The following is a 23694-nucleotide window of genomic DNA, read 5'->3' on the forward strand; positions in this document are numbered from 1 at the left end:
CATAAGCATAACGTCATTTCTGTATTATACAACAAAATTCATTTCTGAGAAACACTATAACATTTTACATTTTTTGTATGAGATTTGTCACTACCAGAGAAAACTTTAACATTCGTTTATATGTCCGTCAACTAGAAAATATAACAAAGGTAGAGCAGAATGTTAAGTGAAAGTGAAAATTTTCTTGTTGAGAAATAAGAAATGACAATGGGTGAGTGGTTATCTAGAAACCTATTATATGAAGGGAAGTATGTAAAAATTAACGAACACTTGTTCTTTTTTCGTTTGTTTGTTACAATGAAAGTTCATTGATAGATTATGTGTAATTTTGATGAACTTTTACTGATAACATATTGTAGCTTATTTCTTTAAAAAAATAGGGAGGCTTTTACATGGAACAAAAATTTTCAGTTGAAGCGTTTTGGAAGAAAGCAAAACATGTTGCAAAGCAAGCGGGACAGTCGGTCATTTATGCAAGTTTATTATTGTTTTATGTTTTGCAAAGACCTGATGTTCCAAAGCGAGTGAAAATTATTGTGATTGGAGCACTTGCTTATTTTATTGCACCAATTGATGCCATCCCAGATTTCATTGCTGGAGTTGGTTATACAGATGATTTAGGGGCGTTAATGGCTGCTCTATTACAAGCGTCGTTATACGTCAATGAAGAGGTGAAAGATAAGGCGCGAGTGAAGTTGGCAGAATGGTTTGGTTCGGATATAGACACATCCTTTATCGATCAGAAATTAGATCAATAGGTGAGAACTGTCATATGGTGACAGGGCGAACGTAAGCGAGGAAGTGCATTATGCCATCAGGAAGAACGCATACGAAAATAAATTTAATATCCCTTCCGGTTGTTTTGTTTATGCTCTTTTCGTATGGATTAACAAACTTGGATTTTTTATTAACTTTTGCAATTGGCTTTTTAGTAGGTACTTCATTTTTAACGCCGGATTTAGATACATATAGTAATGCGTATAATAAATGGGGGTTCCTACGTATATTTTGGTATCCGTATAAGAAGGTCATGCCGCATCGCTCCTTCTTTACACATACAATTATACTTGGTGATGTGATTCGTATTGCATACATGTTAATTGTATTTTCTCCGTTTTTATTCCTATTAAATATAATCGTGTTTGACGGGAATTTAATAGAAATTGCGAAGGAACATGAGGTTGAAATTGTAACGTTCATAATGGGAATTGTTGTGGCAAGCACGCTTCACATTATAGCGGATAAAGTGAATACGCGCCGCAAGAAAATGATGAGAAAAAAGAAGAAGCGCAGAAGATAAAAAAACCGTCCCAAAAGGTATTTTGGGACGGTTTTTTCTTATTAAAAGATTGTCGTATTGCCGATAAAATTTCATTTATTATGATGCGTGCTGTTTTAATCAAACGTTTGTTTAAACTTAAGCTTTCAGCACTTTAATACCTTTTACGATGTTCCAAATGAAGTAGTATAAGCTAATAATTCCGCAAATACATAAGACAATCATTGCTCCAATTCCAAGTGTTACATCTGGCTGGTCAGATCCGATACCCATAATTCCTAGAATAGTTACGCCGATGAATGTAGCGATACTTGGAATAATGTGTGTCCATAGAGCACGTTTTGCATGTGGTTTTGTTTCAGCATCGCCTACAATCCAAACGATAATAGGGAATAAGATAGGGGCAAATAGTACACTAAAGTATGATAAAGCAGCTAATATTTTGTTTCCATTCATATATATCACCTCATGAATAATGTCTGTTGTTATACTATTATTATGCAATAGTTTTGGCAAGCTTTCTATCGATGAACATTACAGGAACGTGACGATTTTGTAAGATTTCCTGTTAAATAATAAAATTTTCAAAAAAATCTTTTTAAATGAAAATTGTTATGGTAGAATTAATGAAAACGTTTTCTTGGGCGTTTTTTTATTTTAGACTTAAAGGTATGATGACCTGATAGTCTATTGATGAGGTTATTCTATTTAAAAGGGGATTCTTTAGGGGGAGAGAACAATGAACACATGGACACAAGTTTATGATCCGTTCGGAAATATTTGGATTTCGGCAGCGGTCGCACTTATTCCGATTATCTTTTTTTTCTTAGCTTTAGCAGTTTTCCGCATGAAGGGGTATGTGGCAGGATTTATTACAGTTGTACTTACAATTTTAGTGGCTTTATTCGCTTATAAGATGCCGTTCACGATGGCGATGGCAGCGACGGGATATGGTTTCTTATACGGACTATGGCCAATTGCTTGGATTATCATTATGTCGGTATTTTTATATAAAATATCTGTGAAAACGGGTCAATTCGATGTGATTCGTGCATCTGTATTATCCATTACGAATGACCATCGTTTACTCGTTATTTTAATCGGTTTTTCATTTGGAGCATTTTTGGAAGGGGCAGCAGGATTTGGTGCACCAGTAGCAATTACGGCAGCACTTCTTGCAGGTCTTGGGTTAAATCCTTTATATGCAGCGGGTCTGTGTTTAATCGCAAATACGGCACCAGTAGCGTTCGGAGCGATGGGAATTCCGATTACAGTTGCTGGACAAGTAACAGGTATTGATCCACATAAAATTGGACAAATGGCTGGACATCAATTACCGTTCTTATCATTATTTGTTCCGTTCTTTATCGTATTTTTAATGGATGGATTTAAAGGAGTAAGACAAACATGGCCGGCTCTATTTGTAGCAGGTAGCTCATTTGCAATTACGCAGTTCATTACAGCGACGTTCTTAGGACCAGAACTTCCGGATATTACGTCAGCACTTGTAAGTTTAGTGAGTTTATCGCTATTCTTAAAAGTTTGGCAGCCGAAAGAAATCTATCAGTCTAAAGAAGCAAATAGTGAAGTAGCAGCAACGGCGATATCTATGCCAAAACTAACGGTAGGAAAAGTAGTAAAAGCATGGTCTCCATTCATTATTTTAACTGTGATGGTAGTCATTTGGAGCCAAAGTTTCTTTAAAGCATTATTTGCTTCAGGCGGTGCTTTGGAAAGCCTTGTGTTTAAGTTTGAAGTTCCAGGCTTACACAATTTAGTAATGAAAGCAGAGCCAATTGTAAATAAACCGACGCCTTATGAAGCAATCTTGAAATTAGATATTTTATCAGCGACGGGAACAGCAATTTTAATTGCTTGTATCATTTCTATCTTTATTTTGAAAATGAGTGCAAAAGATGCAGTAGTAACATTTAAAGAAACGTTAAATGAGCTTAAGATGCCAATTCTATCTATCGGATTCGTATTAGGATTCGCGTTTATCGCAAACTATTCTGGTCTATCTTCTACATTAGCATTAGCACTTGCAGGAACTGGCGGACTATTCCCGTTCTTCTCACCATTCCTAGGCTGGATCGGTGTATTTTTAACAGGGTCCGATACGTCAGCGAATGCACTGTTCTCGAATTTACAAGCGATTACAGCGCAGCAAGTCGGTGTATCTGAAGTACTTCTCGTTGCAGCAAATACAACGGGCGGCGTAACAGGAAAAATGATTTCTCCGCAATCGATTGCAATTGCTTGTGCGGCAGTTGGACTTGCTGGAAAAGAATCAGATTTATTCCGCTTTACAGTGAAGCATAGTTTATTCTTCGTAATTATTGTTGGTATTATGACGTATGTACAGGCATATTATTTAACGTGGATGATTCCATAAACAACAAAAGAAATAAACTTTGCATTTTTCAGATTATCGTGTATGATGGGAAAGTATTGAAAATTAAATCAGTGATAAACTAGGGGTGCCTAACGTATGCGTAGGCTGAGAGAGAAGCGTGTGAACTTCTTAACCCTTTGGACCTGATCTGGCTCGTACCAGCGTAGGGAAGTTAACGGCTTTACATAATGATGTCTTTATGAGCCAGGTCCTTATTTTTTTATGGACCTGGCTCTTTTTATTTTGGCATACGCTGGCCATATCTTGTCCTTGTCACGTACAGGGGGGCAACAAAGGTTATGAAACAGTCTGTTTCAGCTGAGCAAATTGAATTGAAATCGAGTTTACCAGGAAGTAAGAAAGTGTATGTGGATGGACCACGCGCGGGTATGAAAGTGCCGATGCGCGAGATTGAACAAAGCGAAACGAACGGTATTCCGAATCCGCCAATTCGTGTATATGATACGAGCGGTCCTTATACAGATCCTGCGTATAAAGTGGAACTGGAAAAGGGATTGCAGGCGCCGCGCCACTCTTGGATCCTGGAGCGCGGAGATGTAGAAGCATACGAAGGGCGCGAAGTAAAACCAGAGGATGACGGTGTGAAAGTGGCTTTGAAACATACGCCTGTTTTCCCGCAAATGGATCGTCAGCCGCTTAGAGCAAAGCAAGGTGGAAATGTTACGCAAATGCATTATGCACGTAAGGGTATCATTACGTCTGAGATGGAATATGTTGCGATTCGTGAAGGAGTAGAGCCTGAGTTTGTTCGTAAGGAAATCGCGGAAGGTCGTGCCATTTTACCAGCGAATATTAACCATCCGGAAGCAGAACCGATGATTATCGGCCGTAACTTTCACGTGAAGGTCAATGCAAATATCGGAAACTCTGCTGTATCTTCTTCAATTGCAGAAGAAGTAGAGAAGATGACGTGGGCAACGCGTTGGGGTGCGGATACGATTATGGATTTATCTACAGGTAAAAATATTCATACGACGCGTGAGTGGATTATTCGTAACGCGCCTGTACCAGTTGGAACTGTACCGATCTATCAAGCGCTGGAAAAAGTAAACGGAATTGCAGAAGATTTAACGTGGGAAGTGTATCGTGATACGTTAATTGAGCAAGCGGAGCAAGGCGTTGATTACTTTACAATTCACGCTGGCGTATTACTTCGTTACATTCCGATTACTGCAAAGCGTACGACAGGTATCGTTTCACGCGGTGGTTCAATTATGGCACAGTGGTGTTTATTCCATCATAAAGAAAACTTCTTATACACTCATTTTGAAGAGATATGTGAAATTATGAAGCAGTATGACGTTTCGTTCTCTCTTGGAGATGGATTACGTCCAGGTTCGATTGCAGATGCAAATGACGAAGCACAGTTTTCTGAGCTTGAAACACTTGGTGAATTAACGAAGATTGCTTGGAAACATGATGTGCAAGTGATGATTGAAGGACCTGGGCATGTACCGATGCATTTAATTAAAGAGAATATGGAGAAAGAGCTTGATATTTGTCAGGGCGCGCCGTTCTATACACTTGGGCCGTTAACGACAGATATTGCACCAGGTTATGACCATATTACATCGGCAATTGGAGCGGCGATGATTGGCTGGTTTGGAACGGCGATGCTTTGTTATGTAACGCCGAAAGAACATTTAGGTTTGCCGAATAAAGATGATGTTCGCACGGGGGTTATTACGTACAAAATTGCTGCACATGCAGCTGATCTTGCGAAAGGGCACAAAACGGCTCATCAGCGTGATGATGCACTTTCAAAAGCTCGCTTTGAATTCCGTTGGCGCGATCAATTTAATTTATCTTTAGATCCTGAACGTGCGATGGAATATCACGATGAAACATTGCCAGCAGAAGGCGCGAAAACGGCTCATTTCTGTTCAATGTGTGGACCGAAGTTTTGTAGTATGAGAATTTCACATGATATTCGTGAATATGCGAAAGACAATGATTTAGAAACGACAGAAGCAATTGAAAAAGGGATGAAAGAGAAAGCGAAAGAATTTAAAGACACTGGTAGTCATTTATACCAATAATACGTTACACCTCTTTACTTGATTGATCACACTGTAGTACCTAACTTAAATATAGAAGAAGCCCCCTTTGCTAAGACGGTAGCAAAGGGGGCTTCTATTTTCTATAAGGCGAAGAATAATTGTACCCAGTAGTATAAGAGGAATAATGTGACGGCTGTTGTGAGTGGGATTACGATGAGAGATACGCTTAAATAATCTTTCCATTTCACTTTAATTTTGTTTTGTCTTAGGATATACATCCAAATGAGGGAAGCTAGCGTACCGATTGGTAATAATAGTGAACCGATGTCACTACCAATAATGTTTGCCAGGTAGATAGTTTTTAATGTGACTGGGTCTAGTCCCATTTCTGTTAATGTGATTGTACCAATCATAAGTGCAGGGTGATTATTGAAGATGTTAGAGAGGATAGATACAAGTCCGCCCATTGCAAAGCTAGCATAGAGTAGATGCTGACTTACAACTGGCTCAAGCCAATTTACAAGTGCTGTTGTTAATCCTGCGTTGTGAAGTCCGTAAATAATGACATACATAGAGAAAGCGAAAATTAAAATGTGCCACGGTGTCTTTTTCAAAATATCGACTGGGTTTGTTCGTAAGTAGTACCATCTCCAGATGAGAAGAACGAGTGAACCGAGTACAGCAACAATTTCGATTGGAATCGATAAGAAGGATGCAACGAATAGAAGACAGCGCATAAGAAAGACGAAACCTAATACTTTTAACATGAATTTTGTACGTTTTTGTTTCGTATTAACAGATTTTGTTCCTTTAAGTGGATGGAAGTTTTTTGTGAAGAATATTTCTTCGATATCATATGAAGAAACAGGTAATCTTTCTGGTAGTTTTTTCTTTAAAACTGTGTACATAAGCCATGACATAAACAATAGTCCTAATGTTGCAGGTACAAACATCATAGCAGTATGCATGTAAAGAGTCATATTAACGATATTTAATGCGATTAAGTTTACGATATTACTTACACCAATTGGTGCACTAGATGCAGTAGCGATTAAAGCACCACTTAATAAATAAGGAATTTGTTGATGTGGTTTTAATTGAAGGTTTTTTAGAAGAAGAATTAAAATTGGAGTTGTAATTAAAATACTACCGTCGTTATTAAATAAAAGAGTCATAAGAAAACATAATAATTGAATATACCAGTATAGACGGCGACCAGAGCCTTTTGCTAAATTTGCAAGTTTCGCTGCGGACCAGTGGAAGAAGCCGAAGCTTTCTAATATAACCGCCATAACGATGGTCGCTAATATTGTTATAGAGGCACCGCCAATTTTACTAATAATATCTATGACGTCTGGTCTTGATACAAGTCCAGTAATCAAGATAATGCCAGCGCCAATTGCTGCCGGCCAAGCCTCATTTAAGCCACGGGGTCGCCAAAAGATAACAATCATCGTTAAGAAGAATACAATAATAGTAATCCATATTTCAATGCTCATATTTTACCTACCTTTCTAATTTTCCTTAAACCAATGTAGCTTGTCTCAAGGTCTGTATTGGTAGTATATTCAGCAAAAAATAAGAAGAACTAGGCATATAATGGAATGAAGTGAATATGTGTTTTTCAAGCGAAAGGACAAGTGTCACGAATAGTGAAATAACTATTATGAGAGGAGTCTATAAATTAGCGTGGCAGTAAGATAGTAAATGAAATTTATATGGGCGATTATGGAGATATATTGGTGCAACTTAAAATATATCAACGATTTTTAAAATATATCGACTTATCAACAAAATATGACAAAAGGAGCCCATCCAAAATGCCTTTTGGAACAGACTCCCCCGAATATATTATTTTTCCTTCAAAAAAGTTCGATCCTTCAAGAATAAATTCCAGAAGAAAATAAATCCTGGTAGTAAAATTGCGATTCCAATTGCGTATAGGATAAGCAATGCATAGAATGTTTCTGTCGTTGTAAAACTTGTAAATACAGTTACATCAGGATAAATGATATAAGGTAAATGCGCGACACCGTAAGCGTAACTTGCAAATGCATATTGAGCGACGACCGCTAAAACGGCAATGCGAGGGTATCCTAGTGTGCCATACTTCTTGTTTGTCCACCAAAGAGAAGAGTACCCGATAACGAATAAAACGATAGAAACTGTAAACCATGGGAATTGCTTTATGAGTCCTTGCATAAGCCAGTGTGTTTCCGGGTCCATTACAACGAGGGCGATAATCGCCGTAACAAGTGTTGCAGGACCAAGTATGATGGCGTTTCTTCTGTAAATTCTATACGAATCTTCTGAACCTTGCTCTCTCGCAAAATCAGCAAGAAAGAGAGAGGAGAGAAATAGTTCCGAAGTTAGCCCAAAGAACATATAGCAGTAGATAACCGGGCTAGAAAGAAGTTTTCCATACAGGAGTACTTCTTTTCCTTCAGAGATTGTAATATAAGCCCCCTCTGTAACGGGTAAAACAGTAATTAATAAGGCTGGAATTAAGAGCCCAGTAATACCTGAAATCACCCGAAGGAGGAATTGATACTTTGGCAGAGAGTAAGCAAATACCATGAATGTACTGCGAATTGCAATGAGTATTAAAATTAACATAACTGGCACGAACATCACTGTTGCAAGGGTGAAAGCAGCTTTCGGAAAGAAACCGAGAAAAGCGACAACGACAAAAACGAGAAATGTATTTGTTACTTCCCAAGTTGGTGATAAGTATCGATTGGCAAGTTTGGCAGCGAGCGTTGGATGTTTTGCGTATACCATGCCCCAAAAACCTGCTCCAAAATCGATGGACCCTAATATACTGTATACGAAAATAAGAGCCCATAAGATGATGATTGCAATACTTTCCTCATGCACGAGAATCGCCTCCTTCGTGATGTAAATCATTTGTAAGCGGATGTTTCTTAAAGAATGTCCGTAGTACAAAAACTGTTAAAATGCCGAGTCCAATATATAAAATGATGAATAGAATAAATAAAGGACCGACAAAATCAGCGCGTGTAGAAGCGTCGACTGTCCGTTGCATACCATAAATGGTCCATGGTTGACGACCACTACAGCTGAAAATCCACCCGAATTCAATACCGAGCATCATAATTGGTCCACATGCTGCAGCTCCCCAAAGAAGCCACTTCGGTAATTCTGCACCTTTTTTTCGGTAAACAAAGTACCAATATAAGAGGGCGATTGCTGCAACTGCAAAAGTAAAGGCAGCGGTGCCGACCATTAAGTTGAATAGTGTATGTGTGTAAAATGGTGGCCATGTTTCTTGTGGGAATTCCTTTAGTCCTTTTACGACGGTGCTAGGGTCGAGTCCCACTAGTAGGCTAAGCATGTTCGGAATTTCTAGTGCATAGTTTAGTTCAAGTGTGTTAGGGTCTACAACTCCGCCAATTGATAACGGTGCATGTGATGTCGTTTCAAATAAAGCTTCAGCAGATGCAAGCTTTTCAGGAGAATGCTTATGTAAGGCAATCGCCGATTCGTGTCCCGAAAGCCACATCGTAGCACCTGTAATAAATGTCACGACGAGTCCTAACAGTAGTCCCTTTTTATGATAAGCAATTTCGCGTTTACTTAAGTTCTTCTTTAATAATTTAAATCCAGCGATAGAGGCAATGACGGCAGCTCCAGTTGCATAGGCAGTAATAACAACATGAAATGCGCTTGTACCAAAACTCGGATTAAAGAAGGCTTTCCATGGATCAACGTTAAAAACTGATCCATCTGGTCCCATTGAAAAGCCCGCGGGTGTATTCATCCATGTATTTGCTGATGTAATAAGCACGGCGGATGCCGTGGCACCAATCATGACGAAGAATAGCGAGATTAATCTCATGAATGGAGGTAGTTTGTCAGCTGCATATACATAAATAGACATGAACAACGCCTCTAAAAAGAAGGCGAAAATCTCAATTTGAAAGGGAACAGAAATAACCTGCCCAACAATTTTGGCAAAACCAGGCCAAAGAAGTGAAATTTGCACACCAACAATTGTACCAGTTGGAATTGCTACACCGAGAAGGATGGCAAAAGCCTTCGTCCATCTTTTCGCCATAATGGCGTAATCGGAATCTTTCTTCCAGTGATAGAGTATTTCACTTATAAAAATCATTAATGAAAGTCCGACACCAAGTGTTGCAAAGATAATGTGAAATGCTAATGAAGAACCAAAAAATGCTCTTGCTAATGTTACCGTATCCATATGTAAACTCCTCTTCTTTTTGCCATTATTTTCTGATTGAATTGGAAGATTTATTCAGAAAAACTACCAAAAATATATATGTATTTAAAAAGTGGATATGGTAATATAATGTTTGAATATTCTAAATAGAAAGAAGTTAATGTTTAATAATATTTTGTTTGTTTTTTAGTAAGGAATATTTTATAATCTTTTATGCGAACATAAGTTCTGTTTTTCGAAGTGAAGAAGTTTATGTGAAATGGAGAGGATGTTTTATGTATCCTGAAGTCATTAAAAAGATGGCATTTTCAAAAGAGCATAGAGATTTATTATTGAAGCTGTATAATAAAGAGATTACGCGTCGTGAATATGATCGACTTGTGGCATCGCTATATAGACCTTCTAAAGAGGCTTGTGAGGGATAGAGGCAAGGGAGACAATCTAATAGATTGTCTTTTTTAATTTTACGTATGTTCTGGTAAAATTAAGGCTAGCCTTATTAGGGAGGTGAAAAGATTGCGGAAACGTTTATATATAGGGATTGGAGTTATTCTCTTAATCGCTTTAGGTGGAATTGTATTTTGGTCAGCTTTGCAAGGAAACCGTACGGAACATTTTATTTTAAGACATATGGTAAATGAAAATGGGACGCTTGCTACATATCGTTTAGCAGATACAAAGGCAGGTACGGGTGAAGCGAAGGGCCGTGAAGCTTTATCAGAATCGGCAGGACTGTGGCTACAATATACATTGGATAAAGACGATCAAGCGTTATTCGATGAACAAGTTAAGGTTATTCAAAATAACTTTGTACATAAGGACCAAATTGTTTTATGGAAAATCTCTGAAAAGGGAGAAGTGCAGTCAGCTACAAATGCACTTATAGATGATCTTCGTATTATAGAACAATTATATCGTGCTTATGAAATGTACAAGGAAGAGCGTTATAAAAACTTGGCAGATCAATTGAGTGACGCTGTAATTCGTTATAATAAGAAAGATAATTATTACGTCGATTATTATGATGCAGATGCAGGGAAACAAAATAATTTTGCAACGACATCATACTTAAATCCGCACGCATTCTCGTATATGAAAAAGTACGGGAAAGTTTCTGATCAGCAATATCAGGAAGTTGTTCAATTTTTAGCGGATTATCCAAGGCATGGCTGGGCATTCCCAAAAGAGTATAAAGAAGATGGTACATTTACGTACGATAAAGAAGTGAATCTTATTGACCAATCATACGTTGCATATCATCGAAGTTTAGGTGGCCTTTCATCAGATGCTTATTTGGAATTTATCAAGAAGAAGTTCCAGGAAGATGGAAAGCTATACGGTCGTTACAATTTAGAAACGGGAAAACAAACTGTGAATTATGAATCGCCAGCTGCATACGGACTAACGATCTTGTACGTACTACAAACAGGTGATACAAAGTTTGCAAAGGAATTATATGATCATATGGCCACATTCCGAAATAACAATATATTTAGTAGATATTACGGTGGATACGTAACAGGCGAAAATAATAATACGCACATTTTCGATAACGTATTGCCGCTTTTAGCGGAAATGGAATTGGAGAAGAGTAAGAAATAGAAGGTGCCATCCTCTGGAGATGGCACCTTTTATTTTTTACTAAGTCGATATAATTTTACGTTCTAATACTGGAGAAGTAGTCAATTACGAATTTACGAAATTGCTGAGCAGTTTTCGATAAGTAGCGTTTCTTCGACCAACTCAATCCGATAGTCCGCTCGCAATTGGGTTCAATAATACGTAACTTATTTAATGCTAAAGTAGAGTTTTTTAATAAAGTTAAACTTGGGACAAAGGCAATGCCGAGACCTTGCTTAATAAGGTCGCTAATCACGGTTGGTTCATCTACTTCAAAAGCGATATGTGGAGTGAAGCCAGCTTCTTTACAAAATTTATCCGTTAAGTGCCGAAATCCGTAACCAGTGTTCATACTAATAAATGGTTCGTCTTTTACTTCATGCAGATGGATACTTTCGCGTCCTGATAAACGATGACCTGAAGGGACAACTAAGAAAATTTCTTCTGTAATAAGTGGTTCCCACATAATTTCCTCGCCTTCAATTGGCACAGAAGAAATGCAAAAGTCAATTTCTATATTATCTAGTTGTCGCTTCATAGAAGGAGTAGATGCGAGAAATTGCTGGAATCGAACGTTAGGATGTTCTAGTAAAAAAGAGCCGAGTAGTTCTGGTAATATTCTCGGGATAGAAACTGCCAGTGTAATAGAGCTTTGTTGTAATTCAGCTAAATCTTTAATTTCTCTTTCGCCTTCACTTAATTCATGAAAAATGCGCTCTACTCGTTTTAAAAATACTTTTCCAAAAGAGTTTAATGTAATCTGTCGACCTTGGCGATCAAATAACGGGACGCCTAAGTCCTTTTCTAATCTAGCAATTGTTTTGCTAAGCGAAGGTTGTGCGATATGTAGTTCTTCAGCGGCTTTTGTCATATGTTCTAATCGTGCGACTGCCTGAAAGTATTTTAGTTGAAGAAGTTCCATTTTGACTCTCCTTTCTATAGACCAAAAGGAATGAATTGATAATTAAAGATGTATTATACAGTATGAAAATGGGCGTGTATAGTAAATCTGTTAAACCATTCGAAGGGTGTTAAATTAGGAGAAGGAGTATGTTTCATGAAGGGTATTAAACTTATATTTAAAGATTGGAAAGCGATGTGGCATCATAAACATGGACGTATCGCTTTAATTTTTTTATTAATCGTTCCGTTAATTTATTCAGGATTCTTTTTAGCTGGATATTGGGATCCGTACGGACGATTAGATAAATTACCTGTTGCAATTGTAAATTTAGATAAAGGTGCTGCGATGGATGAAAAAACAATTCATGCAGGAGAAGATTTTGTTAAAAATTTAAAAGAGAATAAGGAACTAGCTTTTCATTTCGTATCAGAAAAAAATGCTGATGAAGGGTTAAAAGAAGATAAGTATTATATGGTCGTTACGATTCCAGAGGATTTCTCTAAAAAGGTAAGTACACTTATGGATGAGAAACCAGAGCCAGCGCAGCTTCGGTACAAAGTAAATCCAGGTAAAAACTTTGTAGCAGCGCAAATTGGAACGACAGCTGTCGAAAATATGAAAACAAAAATCTCAAATAGTATTACGAAATCTTATACAGAAGGTGTCTTTTCAAAGTTTCAAGACTTAGCACAAGGATTGAGTGATGCAAGTAACGGTGCTGAGAAGCTGCATGAAGGAACGACAGATGCAAGAAATGGAGCAAATGAGCTTGCAGGTGGTATTCATCGTTTAAGTGACGGGACATCGAAATTGAAAGAGGGAAGTGACAAGCTTGCATCCAGCCAATCTGCCTTAACAGGGGGAGCAAATGAGCTGAGTCAAGGAGCAAACTCACTTTATAGTGGTATGGAGTTATTAGCGCAAGGTGAAAAAACATTACAATCAGGAGTTAGTGAATTAAGTGCTGGTACAAATGAATGGGTGAATGGAAGTGAGAAGCTTGCTGAAGGGCAAGTAAAAGCGGATGATGCAGCTAATAGTGTAAAACAACAATTAGAAGAGTACGTGAAAAGTCATCCGGAAGTGCAGCAAGATCCTGCTTTTCAAAAACTCGTTGCTACTTCTAACGGATTAGCTAAAGCAACAAACGCTTTAAATGGTGGCCAACAACAATTGACACAAGGTGCGAAGAAGCTTGCTGACGGTCAGAATAAGATTGAAGAAGGTATGAATACATTCGGAGTTAAGTTAAGCGAAGCTACTGCTGGAATGAAAAAGATAGCAGATGGTGCTGCGAATGTAGCTAATGGATTTACGAAGTGGGGAAATGGATTTACAACATTACAAGAAGGTGTAAATCACCTTGCGATTGGCGGAACAGAGCTGAATCATGGTGCTGATAAGTTAGCAGACGGACTTGTTAAACTTGACGATGGTGCGAAAGAACTTTCTACGAAATTAGGAGAGGGCGCAGAGAAGATAGCGGACGTTCGCAATGATGATACACGCAATACGATGTTCTCAGAGCCGGTTCAATTAGTGAAGTCGACAGTTTCTGATGTGCCTAATTACGGTTCAGGTATTGCACCATATTTTTTATCGCTTGCATTTTATGTTGGCGGAATTATGGCATCAAATATTTTACCTCTTGGTCGTAGACAAAATATGAAGGTAAGTGGAACGGTACATTTTATTAATAAACTAGGATTAGTATATTTAATTGGACTTATTCAAGCATTACTTGTAGATGTGGTTGTGCTAGGAGTTATGAAATTAGAAGTTGCAAGTGTGCCACTCTTTGTTTTATCAAGTATCGTTATTTCCTTTACGTTCATGACATTTATTCTTATGCTAGTAACGGTATTTGGTCTTGTTGGAAAGTTCTTAGCAGTAACGCTTCTCGTCCTGCAATTAGCGACGAGCGGGGGTACTTTCCCAGGAGAATTAAATATAGCTGTTCTTAGCAAAATTGGACAGTTTCTCCCAATGTCCCATTCTCTTAGAGGATTACAAGATGTTATCTCTTTAGGGGATTGGTCGCAATTACAAACGCAAATTTTAATATTGTTATGCTATCTCGTTATTGCTGGCGGAATTGCTTGGATCACGAGTCATATACAACATAGGGAAACGAATGCAGAACAAGTTTCTTAAAATGAAAGAAGCTATCCGTTTTTTTAGGATAGCTTCTTTTTTATTTACGCTCCATTACCGCAAAGTAATTGTTTTCATTATCAGCAAAGTTGAATGCTCTACCTGTAGGTAAATCTACAACTTGTCCAACTGTAACGTTTTTCTCAGAAAGATCTTTATACAGTTGATCTAAGTTGTTAGAGAAGAACATAAGTGAAGGTGTATGTAAGTTTAACTCAGGTTGCATCTTTGCAATTAACGCTTTATCGTGAAGGACAATGCTTGTGCCTGCTTCTTTTGACGGCGCAATTTCAATCCAACGAAAACCTTGTCCGTTATTTTCTTCCGCAATAATTTGGAATCCTACTGTCTCAGTCCAAAATTGTACTGCTTCATCTTGATTATTTACATATAGCATAATTTGTCCAATTTGATTAATCATAGGTGTGTCCTACTTTCTTTTCGTGTATGGAATTCTATTATATCAAAGATATGGTTTGAATACCTTTTCGTGATTTTTTCGAAGTACAATCTTAGCCCACTTCACATTTGTCGTCGGGGAAGGTCCTGTAATCCACGTATGAAGTGGTAGTGTACTGCAAATGACCATTGCTGAAATCGAGATTGTGGCTGTCATTGTAAATAATAATAGGCTATATAATATTGTGTTTTCTTGCAGTGTGAACAAAGAAAGGAATTTTGTACATAGTTGCAAGAAGAAAAAGTGAGCTAAATAAGCACCATACGTATAATTCCCGATAAATCGTAAAGCTTTATATAAGAAACCGCGTCTCTGTACGATTGTAATAGAAAGCACGTAAAGTATGATAATTTCGCATACGATATATAAAAACATAGACGGTTTTAAATAAGTCGAAACGGTTAAATGAATAGAGTTTGCTCCGTAAAAACTAAATAACTCATAATTGATGAATAGAAATAAGACGAAAAATAACATTGTTATAAGCGGGATATGCTTCATGACAAATAAACGCCATGTTTTTAGTGCGACAGCAGCGATTCCTCCCATGACGAAATAGAATGAGTAGAAGAAGAAGGAACGATCTGTATAATGTAAAATGGTTGAGCTAGTCAATTTCTCTCCATTAAAAATGTAGTGGGAAGAATACCACATTAAGAGGAAATATAGACAAGCAAAGATGGTCATATATTTATATATGTCTTTTTTATTTTCTGTTCGTTTTTGAAACCAATAAAATAGTGTGCATAGCAAAGGGAACAATAAGTGAATTTGGAACATCATAATAACGTACCAAAGATGGGGCGCAGCTGTTCCGAGTAATAAACTTTTGATTCCGCTTTGTAGTGTAATCATATCGTTTGTTGTTAATAAGTAAAGAATAGACCAGAAGAAATAAGGAATGAGTAAATGTGCGGCTTTTTCATAAATATATTCTGTGTAGGCCAGTTGCTTCGTATATTGCCGAATTAAGTGAAAGCCAACGATAAATATGAATGCAGGTGCCGAAAATTTTGCAAGGTTGAATAGCATGCCCATAATGAGGGATTGCTCAAGTAAGACATTTCCTTGATTCATTGTATATAATAAGGAACTTTGCAAAACGACAGCAAGGAATGCAATGCTTTGCAAAACTTTAAATTCTGGTGCGCTTTGTGTCATTGTGTCCATCTCCTTTTCCATACATGATTATAGTACGGAGAATGGATGATAGGTGTGGAATATTTGTGAAGATTTTAACAAATTTGTGGCGGGAGGAGATATCAACGATTTTTCGGATATATCTATTATAACTTCAAATATATCAACGATTTTTTCAATATATCGACTTATCAACAAATAACGAAAAAAAGAGGATGCTCCAAACGAGCATCCTCTTTCTATTTATTAAGCAAATTTGTTTTTGATCCAGTTCTTACCTTCTACAAGGCGAGCTGTCATTACGGCACAAGCGTTATCTGCTGTTACGTTTAACATCGTTGCAGGAGGATCAATGATTGTACTAATTGCTGCGATAATTGGCAATGCTTCTGGCGGGAAGCCGTATAGAGAAACGATTAACATTTCACCAATCATACCACCACCTGGAATAGCGCCCATTACTGTTCCTACTAATAGAGAAACAACAAGTGCAATTGCTAATGTTTTCGGTCCTTCGAATTCCATGTTGAAAATACCGAATAAGAAAGCAATTTTTAATACGCCACCTAAAACAGATCCGTCTTTATGAAGTGTAGATCCAAGAAGGACAACTGTTTCACGAACGTCAGAAGAGATCCCCATTTTCTTCGTTGCTTCCAAGTTCGCTGGAATACTAGCAGCACTACTACAAGTTGCTAGTGATGTAACTGTAGGAGAGACCATGTTCTTCCAAAAAATTTGTACACCTTGCTTGCGACCCGCAAGGTATGCATAGAACGTAAAGAATACAAAGAAGTAAATTAGAGACGCTGGATAGTATACCATTGCTGCTCGGAAGTAAGTTCCAAGAAGTTGTGGTCCGAATTCACCAACTAATGCCGCGAAGTAAGCAGCGAGTCCGATTGGAGCGTAGTACATAATGAAAGATACAACTTTCATTGAAATTTCTGCACCAGCTTGTAAGAATGTAGCGAATGGCTTTCCTTTTTCACCAACTGCTGAAGTTGCAACCCCCATTAAAATAGAGAAGAAAATAAGAGCTAACATATTTTCACGAGATAGTAACTTTGAGAAGTCAGATACTGTTATAATACCAACAATTTGATCAGCAACACTAACAGCTTTGTCAGCCTTGTCAGGTTGTGTTAGTTCTAATACAACACCTTGTGCTGGCGGGAATACTTTCACGACAATAATCATAAAAATAGCAGCTAAAATACTTGTAAATAAGAAAGTCCCAGCCATACTAGACATAATTTTACCGAAACGTTTTAATCCATCCATATTAGCAATAGATGATGCGATGCTAAAGAACACTAACGGTACAACAATCGTAAACATTAAGTTTAAGAAAATGTCACCAAGCGGCTTTAAAGCAACTGCATCGGCACCCATGAAATAACCAATGAAACCACCAATTAGGATAGAAGATAATAAAATAAGTGGAAAGCGATATGCCTTCATAAATATATCCTCCTATCAATTAAAAAAATCATACTGAATTATTATAGCGAGTTAGAGTCCTCTTTACTAGGAGAATAATGATAGATGGAATAGCGTGAAAACCGAGAAATTTTTGTTTTTAAGCTCGGCATACAGCAGGAAATCTAGACATATATATTTGTAACCTAGTGGTGGCAAGGAATGCACCGTGGCTTAGGTTTAGAAAAAGGGGAGGGGAAAGGGATGAATATTTTACTTTGCTGTGCAGCGGGAATGTCTTCCAGTTTGATTGTTACAAAAATGGAGAAAGCAGCAGAGGCAAGAGGGATAGAGGTAAAGATTTGGGCTGTATCAGGTTCTGAAGTAAATAGTCACATAGATGAAGCTGATGTACTTTTACTTGGACCGCAAGTACGTTATTTATTACCGAAAATGAAAGAGTTATGTAAGGAGAAGGGAGTACCTGTGGATGTCATTCAATCCGTCCATTACGGGCTTTGTAATGGAGAAGCTATCTTACAAGCAGCTTTGTCAATGAAACCATGAGGAGAGTGGGATAGATGATACGGTTTTTAGAGAAATATGTAATGCCAGTAGCGGGAAAGGTTGCAGAACAGAGGCATTTGCAAGCAATTCGTGATGGAATTATTTTGACAATGCCGTTCTTAATTATTGGATCATTTTTCCTTATCATTAGTGCGCTACCAATACCAGGGTATAATGATTTTATGGCAGGGTTGTTTGGGGAGAATTGGCAGAGGGCTTTGGGGTATCCAGTTAGTGCAACTTTTAATATAATGGCTTTAATAGCTGTTTTTGGAATCGCTTACAGGCTTGGAGAATATTATAAAGTGGATGCTTTAGCATCCGGGGCATTGTCGCTTGTGACGTTTTTACTTGCAACTCCCTTTCAAGTTGCATATATCATACCAAGCACGAAGGAAAGTGTAATTGTAGACGGAGCAATCCCAGCTGCATTAATGGGAAGCCAAGGACTGTTTGTGGCGATGATTATTGCAATCATATCTACTGAAATTTACCGATTTATTGTGCAGAAAAAGATGATTATAAAAATGCCTGAGACAGTTCCACCAGCAGTAACGCGTTCATTTGCAGCACTTATTCCGGGATTTATTGTTGTGACAGTTGTTTGGATCATTAGACTGATTTTTGAACAAACGACTTTCGGTAGTATTCATAATGTTGTAGGGAAGTTGCTGCAAGAGCCGCTTAGTGTACTGGGAGCTAGTCTTTGGGGTGCAGTAATTGCAGTTATCATTGTCCATGTTCTTTGGGCATGCGGAATTCATGGTGCTGCAATTGTTGGTGGTGTAATGAGCCCAATTTGGTTATCGTTAATGGATCAAAACCGAGTTGCTTTTCAAGCGGGTCAAGATGTACCGAATACGATTACTGCACAGTTTTTTGATTTATGGATTTATATGGGCGGTTCTGGTGCAACACTAGCTTTAGTTGTCGGAATGTTATTGTTTGCGCGAAGTCAGCAATTAAAAAGTATAGGCCGATTGTCGATTGCACCTGGTATTTTTAATATTAATGAAATGGTGACTTTCGGTATGCCAATTGTCATGAATCCACTTTTACTTATTCCATTTATAGTAGTTCCGGTTGTATTAACGATTGTTTCTTACTTTGCGATGGAATGGGGGCTAGTTGCCCGTCCGAGCGGAGCTGCTGTACCTTGGACGACACCGATTCTGTTTAGTGGATATTTGGGATCAGGCGGAAAAATTTCAGGTGTTATTTTGCAACTCGTTAACTTTGCACTAGCATTCTTCATTTATTTACCGTTCTTAAAAATATGGGATAAACAAAAGTTAGCGGAAGAAAAGGGGGAGTAAAGAACTAAAATGGATACGATAGAAACGAAGGCTTTTCACTTAATTTTGCATGGGGGAAATGCGAGAAGTTGTTCAATGGAAGCAATTGATTGCGCAAAGCGTGGAGAATTTACAGAAGCAGAAGCGAAATTACAAGAAGCGTTAGAGGAATTAAAAGAGGCGCACCGTGTACAAACGGAGCTCATACAGAAAGAAGCGGGTGGTGAAAAGACCGAAGTTACCCTTCTGATGGTGCACGCGCAAGATCATTTAATGAATGCAATTACGGTGAAGGAATTAGCGAGTGAATTTGTAGAATTATATAGGAAGATGTCAGTATCGGAATGAACCTTGCGTATGCAAGGTTTTTTTATGTATGTGTCTGTACCATCAGTGGAGTGTTCGTTCCACTGATGGTATTTACAATCCTCCTTTTTACAAATGAGTAAGAGTGATATTTAATCGGTAGTAACAATTTCTCCTATACCACGAATTAGTTTCTTTATATGCATCTCATTTGGTTTTAATAAACTTACGATATAATCAATCGCTATTTGCGGTTCAACGGTCGTACCACACGTATAACAGTCAATGGCTGCAAAGTTTTTTTCTGGATAAGTGTGAATAGAAAGGTGGCTTTCAGATAGTAAAACTAAAATAGTAACACCATGCGGATCGAATTCTTTTGTACTTACGTTTAAAACGTGAGCACCAGATTGATCAGCAGCGTTAACTAAATGATATTCTAAAAAGTAAATATCATCTAATAGAGAAAAATCCACTCCCCATAAATCTACTATTATATGCTTACCGAAAGTAGAGTATTCCATAAGGTAGCACTCCTTACTATAATGTTGTTAAAATTCCATTTCCTGTTTGTAACATTGATGTAGGATAAGATTCGATTCTGAGTTTAAAAGAGCGAGATTACGTTGTTCTAAATGTTCTTCTTTAAATTGAAATAAAGGAGAAAGAAGAGAAGGTAATGTTCGAGGAGTTGGTACTACGTATAATTGCTCAATTTGATTGAGTACATTGGCAGAATTAGCGGCAATATGAAATCCCCAGTCAGTTCCGAAAGAAGGAACGATTGTATGATAACTTTTCACAGTCAATCCAGCATGTTCGATTGTGTTACCAATGCTCCAATATACAAGAGGTGCATCAGCAGGTGAATTAGATTGGCAGACGAATGCTCCGCCTTCTGTTAAGAATGTAGCTATACGAGCAAAGAGTTCGCTTGTATATAAAGTACTTAACAACTCTGTCGCTGGGTCTGGAAAATCAATAATGATTACATCGTATAAAGAAGAAGGAGAGCTTAAAAATTCTTTTGCATCACATACGTGTGTATTTACACGATTATCAAAAAATGCATTTTTGTTTAAAGAAACTAATTCAGGAACATTACGAGCCATATCAATCATCGATCCATCTAAGTCAACAAGGTCTACATGTAGTACAGTTTCATATTTTAAAACTTCTCGCAGGGCAAGACCATCGCCACCGCCTAATATGAGAACACGTTTTGGATCAATTACTTTTGACATAAGTGGATGCACAAGTGCTTCATGATAAATTTGCTCATCGACGGAACTGAATTGTAGTTGCTTGTCCAAATATAAACGGATATCGCTAACTTGCAACAAAGCAATATTTTGATAATTACTTTGTTCTGCAAATAAACTCGTATGTTCACCAGCTTGTATTTCCTTTAGAGAAATTTCATCCCATATATCTAAGTTGTGTGAATCTGTGGGTACTATGACTACATTTTCCGATTGTACTTGATTATCTTGATTATCTTGCTTGTCTTGTTTGTCTTGTTTGTCTTGTTTGTCTTGTTTGTCTTGTTTGTCTTGTTTGTCTTGTTTGTCTTGTTTGTCTTGTTTGTCTTGTTTGTCTTGTTTGTCTTGTTTGTCTTCTTTGCCCTGCTTGTCCTGCTTATTTTCTACCTCCTGCTGTTCTAGTTCAAATTTGTTAGAGTCTAATTCAGAACGTTTGTCTTTTTTATAGCTTGTTATTCTATAAATCTTTATTTTGCTTTGTTTTCTATGTTTTGGCATAGGAATCCCCTTTCGAATTGTGTTATTTTATTCTATTCTATGTAATTTAGTAGAGTTTGCTTGGACAATAGATAGAAGAGTGTGTTCAAGAGAGTTTTATTTTTTTACTAGATTTTCAAGCTGAAAAAAATTTTTTAGTGTTTTTTTGGTTTAAACACAACTAGACAACTAAACACTAATCTATTTTCATACAGTTATGTGTTAAAAGCGTGTTGTTTTATAACACACTGTGTGTTTTTTGGTCGACACACTAATTGAAAGCGTTAACACACAAAGAAAACAGTCGAAAAAGTGCTGATTTTAGTGGTTTTGAAAAGTTGGCACGCTAATTGCATTAATAAATAGCGTAAAGAAAAATAAATAAACATAAATTTTTTATACTACACAAGGGGGATTTTCAAATGAATATTTTATTATGTTGCTCAGCAGGGATGTCTACAAGTTTACTAGTTACAAAAATGGAAGCGGCTGCAAAAGCTCGAGGTCTAGAAGGAAAGATTTGGGCTGTATCTGGGGATGCAGTAAAAACAAATATCGATCAAGCAGATGTATTATTACTAGGACCACAAGTTCGTTACATGCTTTCTTCAATGAAAACGCTTGCTGATGAGAGAAACGTTGGAATCGACGTTATCAATCCAATGCACTACGGCATGATGAATGGAGAAGCAGTTTTAGATCACGCGTTAACACTTAAAAAATAATTAGGGGGGAAGCGAAATGCAAAAGTTTATTGCATTCATGGAGAAATATATTGTTCCTGTCGCTGGTAAAATCGGATCGCAACGTCACTTAGCTGCGATCCGTGATGGATTTATTGCAGTTATGCCACTTATTTTAGTTGGTGCACTGGCATCACTAATTAATGGTTTTCCGTCTGAAGCTTTCCAAGAGTTCATGAAAGGTTTGTTTGGTGAAACGTGGAAACAAGTTGGCGGTGGAATGTGGACTGGTTCTTTCGCAATTTTAGCACTAATCATAGCATTTACAACAAGTTATAACTTAGCAAAATCTTATGGCGTTGATGGTTTGTCAGCAGGTATTATTTCATTTGGTGCGTTAATTATTCTTACGCCAACAACACCTAAAGAAGGCGGATTGAACTTAGCTTGGACAGGGGCACAAGGGCTATTCGTAGCAATTATCGTGGCACTCCTTGTTACTGAGGTATTCCGTTTCTTTGTACAAAGAAATATTACTTTTAAAATGCCTGATGGAGTACCACCAGCAGTTTTAAGATCTTTCGCAGCTATAGTTCCAGCATTTGTTATCTTAACAGTAGTTGCAGGTATTCAATTAGCAGTGAAATTAGCTGGTACAAGTGTTCATGAATTTATCTTTAATACGATTCAATCACCACTGCAAAGTTTAGCAGGGACATTACCAAGTGCAATTGTCATTGTACTCCTTGTTCATCTTCTTTGGTTCTTCGGCTTACATGGTCCAAATATCGTTGGTGGTATTATTGAGCCACTATACTTACCGGCATTAGAGAAAAATATGAATTTATTCAAAGGTGGTACATCTGCATTTGATGTTCCAAACATTATTACAAAACCATTCTTTGATACTTTCGTATATCTTGGTGGTTCTGGTGCAACATTAGCATTCTTAGTCGTTGTATTACTTGTAGCGAAAAGTGCACAATTACGCGGTGTATCTCGTCTATCAATTGGTCCAGGTGCATTCAACATTAACGAACCAGTAATCTTTGGTACACCAATTATTTTAAATCCAATTTTATTCTTACCGTTTATCCTAACACCAATTGTATTAGTAATTACTTCTTATACAGCTATATCTATTGGTTGGGTACCAAAAACCGTTGTGATGATTCCATGGGCAACACCACCAATTATTAGTGGTTATCTTGTAACAGGTGGACATATTTCTGGTGCGATTCTACAGTTATTCAACTTTGTAATTGCGATGGTAATCTACTATCCATTCGTTGTATTATCTGACCGTTCTGTTGTTCGTACTGAAAAAGCAGCAGCACAAGGAAATAACAACTCTGTACCTATGTAACATAGTAATTGTTCTCACAGATAACGTTATCTGTGAGAACAATTACCTTTATATCATGTTCAAAAAGATGAGACCCATCTACAAGAACACCAAACTATCATTCATAAAATAATAATGTAATAGAAATGTTCAAACTGAA

General features: G+C 37.5%; 22 protein-coding genes and 1 riboswitch. Of the genes, 12 read left to right on the forward strand and 10 right to left on the reverse strand.

What is annotated here, in order from left to right:
- The first annotated feature begins 392 nt into the window (after nucleotides 1–392).
- Complete coding sequence (locus QEP67_RS01260) at nucleotides 393–758, forward strand: YkvA family protein (RefSeq protein ID WP_000435500.1); 366 nt, start codon at nucleotides 393–395, stop codon at nucleotides 756–758.
- A 50-nt stretch (nucleotides 759–808) separates the two neighbouring features.
- Nucleotides 809–1300, forward strand: coding sequence for a metal-binding protein (locus QEP67_RS01265; protein WP_001139086.1), 492 nt, complete (start codon nucleotides 809–811; stop codon nucleotides 1298–1300).
- A gap of 117 nt (nucleotides 1301–1417) precedes the next feature.
- On the opposite strand, the gene QEP67_RS01270 is transcribed toward QEP67_RS01265, so the two are convergent.
- Nucleotides 1418–1735 carry a DUF4870 domain-containing protein gene (locus tag QEP67_RS01270; protein WP_001014097.1) on the reverse strand — a complete coding sequence of 106 codons (318 nt, stop codon included), beginning with the start codon at nucleotides 1733–1735 and terminating at the stop codon, nucleotides 1418–1420.
- A gap of 283 nt (nucleotides 1736–2018) precedes the next feature.
- On the opposite strand from QEP67_RS01270, the gene lldP reads away from it, so the two are divergent.
- Together lldP and thiC are read left to right on the forward strand one after the other, a co-directional pair.
- Nucleotides 2019–3674 (forward strand): L-lactate permease, encoded by a 1656-nt coding sequence (gene lldP / locus QEP67_RS01275; RefSeq protein ID WP_001099314.1) that lies wholly within the window; start codon nucleotides 2019–2021, stop codon nucleotides 3672–3674.
- A gap of 71 nt (nucleotides 3675–3745) precedes the next feature.
- Nucleotides 3746–3861: riboswitch (TPP riboswitch) on the forward strand.
- A 112-nt stretch (nucleotides 3862–3973) separates the two neighbouring features.
- A complete protein-coding gene (gene thiC / locus QEP67_RS01280; RefSeq protein ID WP_000814449.1) occupies nucleotides 3974–5734 on the forward strand; it encodes a phosphomethylpyrimidine synthase ThiC in 1761 nt (586 codons plus the stop codon).
- 101 nt (nucleotides 5735–5835) lie between these two features.
- Here thiC and QEP67_RS01285 read toward each other — a convergent pair whose 3' ends face one another.
- From QEP67_RS01285 to cydA, 3 genes are all read right to left on the reverse strand, one after another.
- Entirely contained in the window at nucleotides 5836–7194 is a 1359-nt protein-coding gene (locus tag QEP67_RS01285; protein WP_000021139.1) for an arsenic transporter, read from the reverse strand.
- A gap of 352 nt (nucleotides 7195–7546) precedes the next feature.
- Entirely contained in the window at nucleotides 7547–8572 is a 1026-nt protein-coding gene (locus tag QEP67_RS01290; RefSeq protein ID WP_341057129.1) for a cytochrome d ubiquinol oxidase subunit II, read from the reverse strand.
- Complete coding sequence (gene cydA / locus QEP67_RS01295) at nucleotides 8565–9920, reverse strand: cytochrome ubiquinol oxidase subunit I (protein WP_000381956.1); 1356 nt, start codon at nucleotides 9918–9920, stop codon at nucleotides 8565–8567. Before cydA ends, QEP67_RS01290 begins: the two co-directional genes overlap by 8 nt.
- Nucleotides 9921–10174: 254 nt before the next feature.
- Between cydA and QEP67_RS01300 the strand changes: the two genes are divergently transcribed.
- Together QEP67_RS01300 and QEP67_RS01305 are read left to right on the forward strand one after the other, a co-directional pair.
- Nucleotides 10175–10324 (forward strand): hypothetical protein, encoded by a 150-nt coding sequence (locus tag QEP67_RS01300; RefSeq protein ID WP_000283173.1) that lies wholly within the window; start codon nucleotides 10175–10177, stop codon nucleotides 10322–10324.
- A 91-nt stretch (nucleotides 10325–10415) separates the two neighbouring features.
- A complete protein-coding gene (locus QEP67_RS01305; RefSeq protein WP_064460091.1) occupies nucleotides 10416–11501 on the forward strand; it encodes a glycosyl hydrolase family 8 in 1086 nt (361 codons plus the stop codon).
- Nucleotides 11502–11556: 55 nt separating this feature from the next.
- On the opposite strand, the gene QEP67_RS01310 is transcribed toward QEP67_RS01305, so the two are convergent.
- On the reverse strand, nucleotides 11557–12441 hold the full coding sequence (locus QEP67_RS01310) for a LysR family transcriptional regulator (protein WP_000421893.1): 885 nt from the start codon (nucleotides 12439–12441) through the stop codon (nucleotides 11557–11559).
- A gap of 135 nt (nucleotides 12442–12576) precedes the next feature.
- Here QEP67_RS01310 and QEP67_RS01315 point away from each other — a divergent pair, with 135 nt between their 5' ends.
- A complete protein-coding gene (locus QEP67_RS01315) occupies nucleotides 12577–14577 on the forward strand; it encodes a YhgE/Pip domain-containing protein (RefSeq protein ID WP_353706502.1) in 2001 nt (666 codons plus the stop codon).
- A 40-nt stretch (nucleotides 14578–14617) separates the two neighbouring features.
- Here the strand turns inward: QEP67_RS01315 and QEP67_RS01320 are convergent, their stop codons facing one another.
- The 3 genes from QEP67_RS01320 to QEP67_RS01330 form a co-directional block, all read right to left on the reverse strand.
- Nucleotides 14618–14998, reverse strand: coding sequence for a VOC family protein (locus tag QEP67_RS01320; RefSeq protein WP_048566675.1), 381 nt, complete (start codon nucleotides 14996–14998; stop codon nucleotides 14618–14620).
- A gap of 42 nt (nucleotides 14999–15040) precedes the next feature.
- Complete coding sequence (locus QEP67_RS01325) at nucleotides 15041–16198, reverse strand: acyltransferase (RefSeq protein WP_000194349.1); 1158 nt, start codon at nucleotides 16196–16198, stop codon at nucleotides 15041–15043.
- A 225-nt stretch (nucleotides 16199–16423) separates the two neighbouring features.
- Nucleotides 16424–17641 carry a dicarboxylate/amino acid:cation symporter gene (locus QEP67_RS01330; RefSeq protein ID WP_000649364.1) on the reverse strand — a complete coding sequence of 406 codons (1218 nt, stop codon included), beginning with the start codon at nucleotides 17639–17641 and terminating at the stop codon, nucleotides 16424–16426.
- 222 nt (nucleotides 17642–17863) lie between these two features.
- Between QEP67_RS01330 and QEP67_RS01335 the strand changes: the two genes are divergently transcribed.
- From QEP67_RS01335 to QEP67_RS01345, 3 genes are read left to right on the forward strand one after another with little or no spacing between them, the layout of a single operon-like run.
- Nucleotides 17864–18166: a PTS sugar transporter subunit IIB gene (locus tag QEP67_RS01335; protein ID WP_001023539.1), complete on the forward strand. Its 303-nt coding sequence runs from the start codon at nucleotides 17864–17866 to the stop codon at nucleotides 18164–18166.
- 14 nt (nucleotides 18167–18180) lie between these two features.
- Nucleotides 18181–19482, forward strand: a complete 1302-nt coding sequence (gene celB, locus QEP67_RS01340; protein WP_000617779.1) for a PTS cellobiose transporter subunit IIC — start codon at nucleotides 18181–18183, stop codon at nucleotides 19480–19482.
- Nucleotides 19483–19491: 9 nt separating this feature from the next.
- Complete coding sequence (locus tag QEP67_RS01345) at nucleotides 19492–19809, forward strand: PTS lactose/cellobiose transporter subunit IIA (protein WP_000379646.1); 318 nt, start codon at nucleotides 19492–19494, stop codon at nucleotides 19807–19809.
- A 110-nt stretch (nucleotides 19810–19919) separates the two neighbouring features.
- Here QEP67_RS01345 and speD read toward each other — a convergent pair whose 3' ends face one another.
- Both speD and QEP67_RS01355 read right to left on the reverse strand, forming a co-directional pair.
- Nucleotides 19920–20291, reverse strand: coding sequence for an adenosylmethionine decarboxylase (gene speD / locus QEP67_RS01350; RefSeq protein ID WP_064057306.1), 372 nt, complete (start codon nucleotides 20289–20291; stop codon nucleotides 19920–19922).
- Between the two features lie 27 nt (nucleotides 20292–20318).
- Nucleotides 20319–21527 (reverse strand): polyamine aminopropyltransferase, encoded by a 1209-nt coding sequence (locus tag QEP67_RS01355; protein WP_353706503.1) that lies wholly within the window; start codon nucleotides 21525–21527, stop codon nucleotides 20319–20321.
- Nucleotides 21528–21928: 401 nt separating this feature from the next.
- Between QEP67_RS01355 and QEP67_RS01360 the strand changes: the two genes are divergently transcribed.
- Nucleotides 21929–22231 (forward strand): PTS sugar transporter subunit IIB, encoded by a 303-nt coding sequence (locus tag QEP67_RS01360; protein ID WP_001023569.1) that lies wholly within the window; start codon nucleotides 21929–21931, stop codon nucleotides 22229–22231.
- A gap of 16 nt (nucleotides 22232–22247) precedes the next feature.
- Entirely contained in the window at nucleotides 22248–23555 is a 1308-nt protein-coding gene (gene celB, locus QEP67_RS01365) for a PTS cellobiose transporter subunit IIC (protein WP_074651391.1), read from the forward strand.
- Nucleotides 23556–23694: the final 139 nt, after the last annotated feature.

It is taken from the genome of Bacillus cereus group sp. MS39, from assembly GCF_040448665.1.
Lineage (GTDB): Bacteria > Bacillota > Bacilli > Bacillales > Bacillaceae_G > Bacillus_A > Bacillus_A wiedmannii.

Bases quoted from the DNA above. Each gene is read 5' to 3' on its own strand.
- QEP67_RS01260 (WP_000435500.1), top strand. From the start codon at position 393: ATGGAACAAAAATTTTCAGTTGAAGCGTTTTGGAAGAAAGCAAAACAT.
- QEP67_RS01265 (WP_001139086.1), top strand. From the start codon at position 809: ATGCCATCAGGAAGAACGCATACGAAAATAAATTTAATATCCCTTCCG.
- QEP67_RS01270 (WP_001014097.1), bottom strand. From the start codon at position 1,735: ATGAATGGAAACAAAATATTAGCTGCTTTATCATACTTTAGTGTACTA.
- lldP (WP_001099314.1), top strand. From the start codon at position 2,019: ATGAACACATGGACACAAGTTTATGATCCGTTCGGAAATATTTGGATT.
- thiC (WP_000814449.1), top strand. From the start codon at position 3,974: ATGAAACAGTCTGTTTCAGCTGAGCAAATTGAATTGAAATCGAGTTTA.
- QEP67_RS01285 (WP_000021139.1), bottom strand. From the start codon at position 7,194: ATGAGCATTGAAATATGGATTACTATTATTGTATTCTTCTTAACGATG.
- cydA (WP_000381956.1), bottom strand. From the start codon at position 9,920: ATGGATACGGTAACATTAGCAAGAGCATTTTTTGGTTCTTCATTAGCA.
- QEP67_RS01300 (WP_000283173.1), top strand. From the start codon at position 10,175: ATGTATCCTGAAGTCATTAAAAAGATGGCATTTTCAAAAGAGCATAGA.
- QEP67_RS01310 (WP_000421893.1), bottom strand. From the start codon at position 12,441: ATGGAACTTCTTCAACTAAAATACTTTCAGGCAGTCGCACGATTAGAA.
- QEP67_RS01315 (WP_353706502.1), top strand. From the start codon at position 12,577: ATGAAGGGTATTAAACTTATATTTAAAGATTGGAAAGCGATGTGGCAT.
- QEP67_RS01320 (WP_048566675.1), bottom strand. From the start codon at position 14,998: ATGATTAATCAAATTGGACAAATTATGCTATATGTAAATAATCAAGAT.
- QEP67_RS01325 (WP_000194349.1), bottom strand. From the start codon at position 16,198: ATGACACAAAGCGCACCAGAATTTAAAGTTTTGCAAAGCATTGCATTC.
- QEP67_RS01330 (WP_000649364.1), bottom strand. From the start codon at position 17,641: ATGAAGGCATATCGCTTTCCACTTATTTTATTATCTTCTATCCTAATT.
- QEP67_RS01335 (WP_001023539.1), top strand. From the start codon at position 17,864: ATGAATATTTTACTTTGCTGTGCAGCGGGAATGTCTTCCAGTTTGATT.
- celB (WP_000617779.1), top strand. From the start codon at position 18,181: ATGATACGGTTTTTAGAGAAATATGTAATGCCAGTAGCGGGAAAGGTT.
- QEP67_RS01345 (WP_000379646.1), top strand. From the start codon at position 19,492: ATGGATACGATAGAAACGAAGGCTTTTCACTTAATTTTGCATGGGGGA.
- speD (WP_064057306.1), bottom strand. From the start codon at position 20,291: ATGGAATACTCTACTTTCGGTAAGCATATAATAGTAGATTTATGGGGA.
- QEP67_RS01355 (WP_353706503.1), bottom strand. From the start codon at position 21,527: ATGCCAAAACATAGAAAACAAAGCAAAATAAAGATTTATAGAATAACA.
- QEP67_RS01360 (WP_001023569.1), top strand. From the start codon at position 21,929: ATGAATATTTTATTATGTTGCTCAGCAGGGATGTCTACAAGTTTACTA.
- celB (WP_074651391.1), top strand. From the start codon at position 22,248: ATGCAAAAGTTTATTGCATTCATGGAGAAATATATTGTTCCTGTCGCT.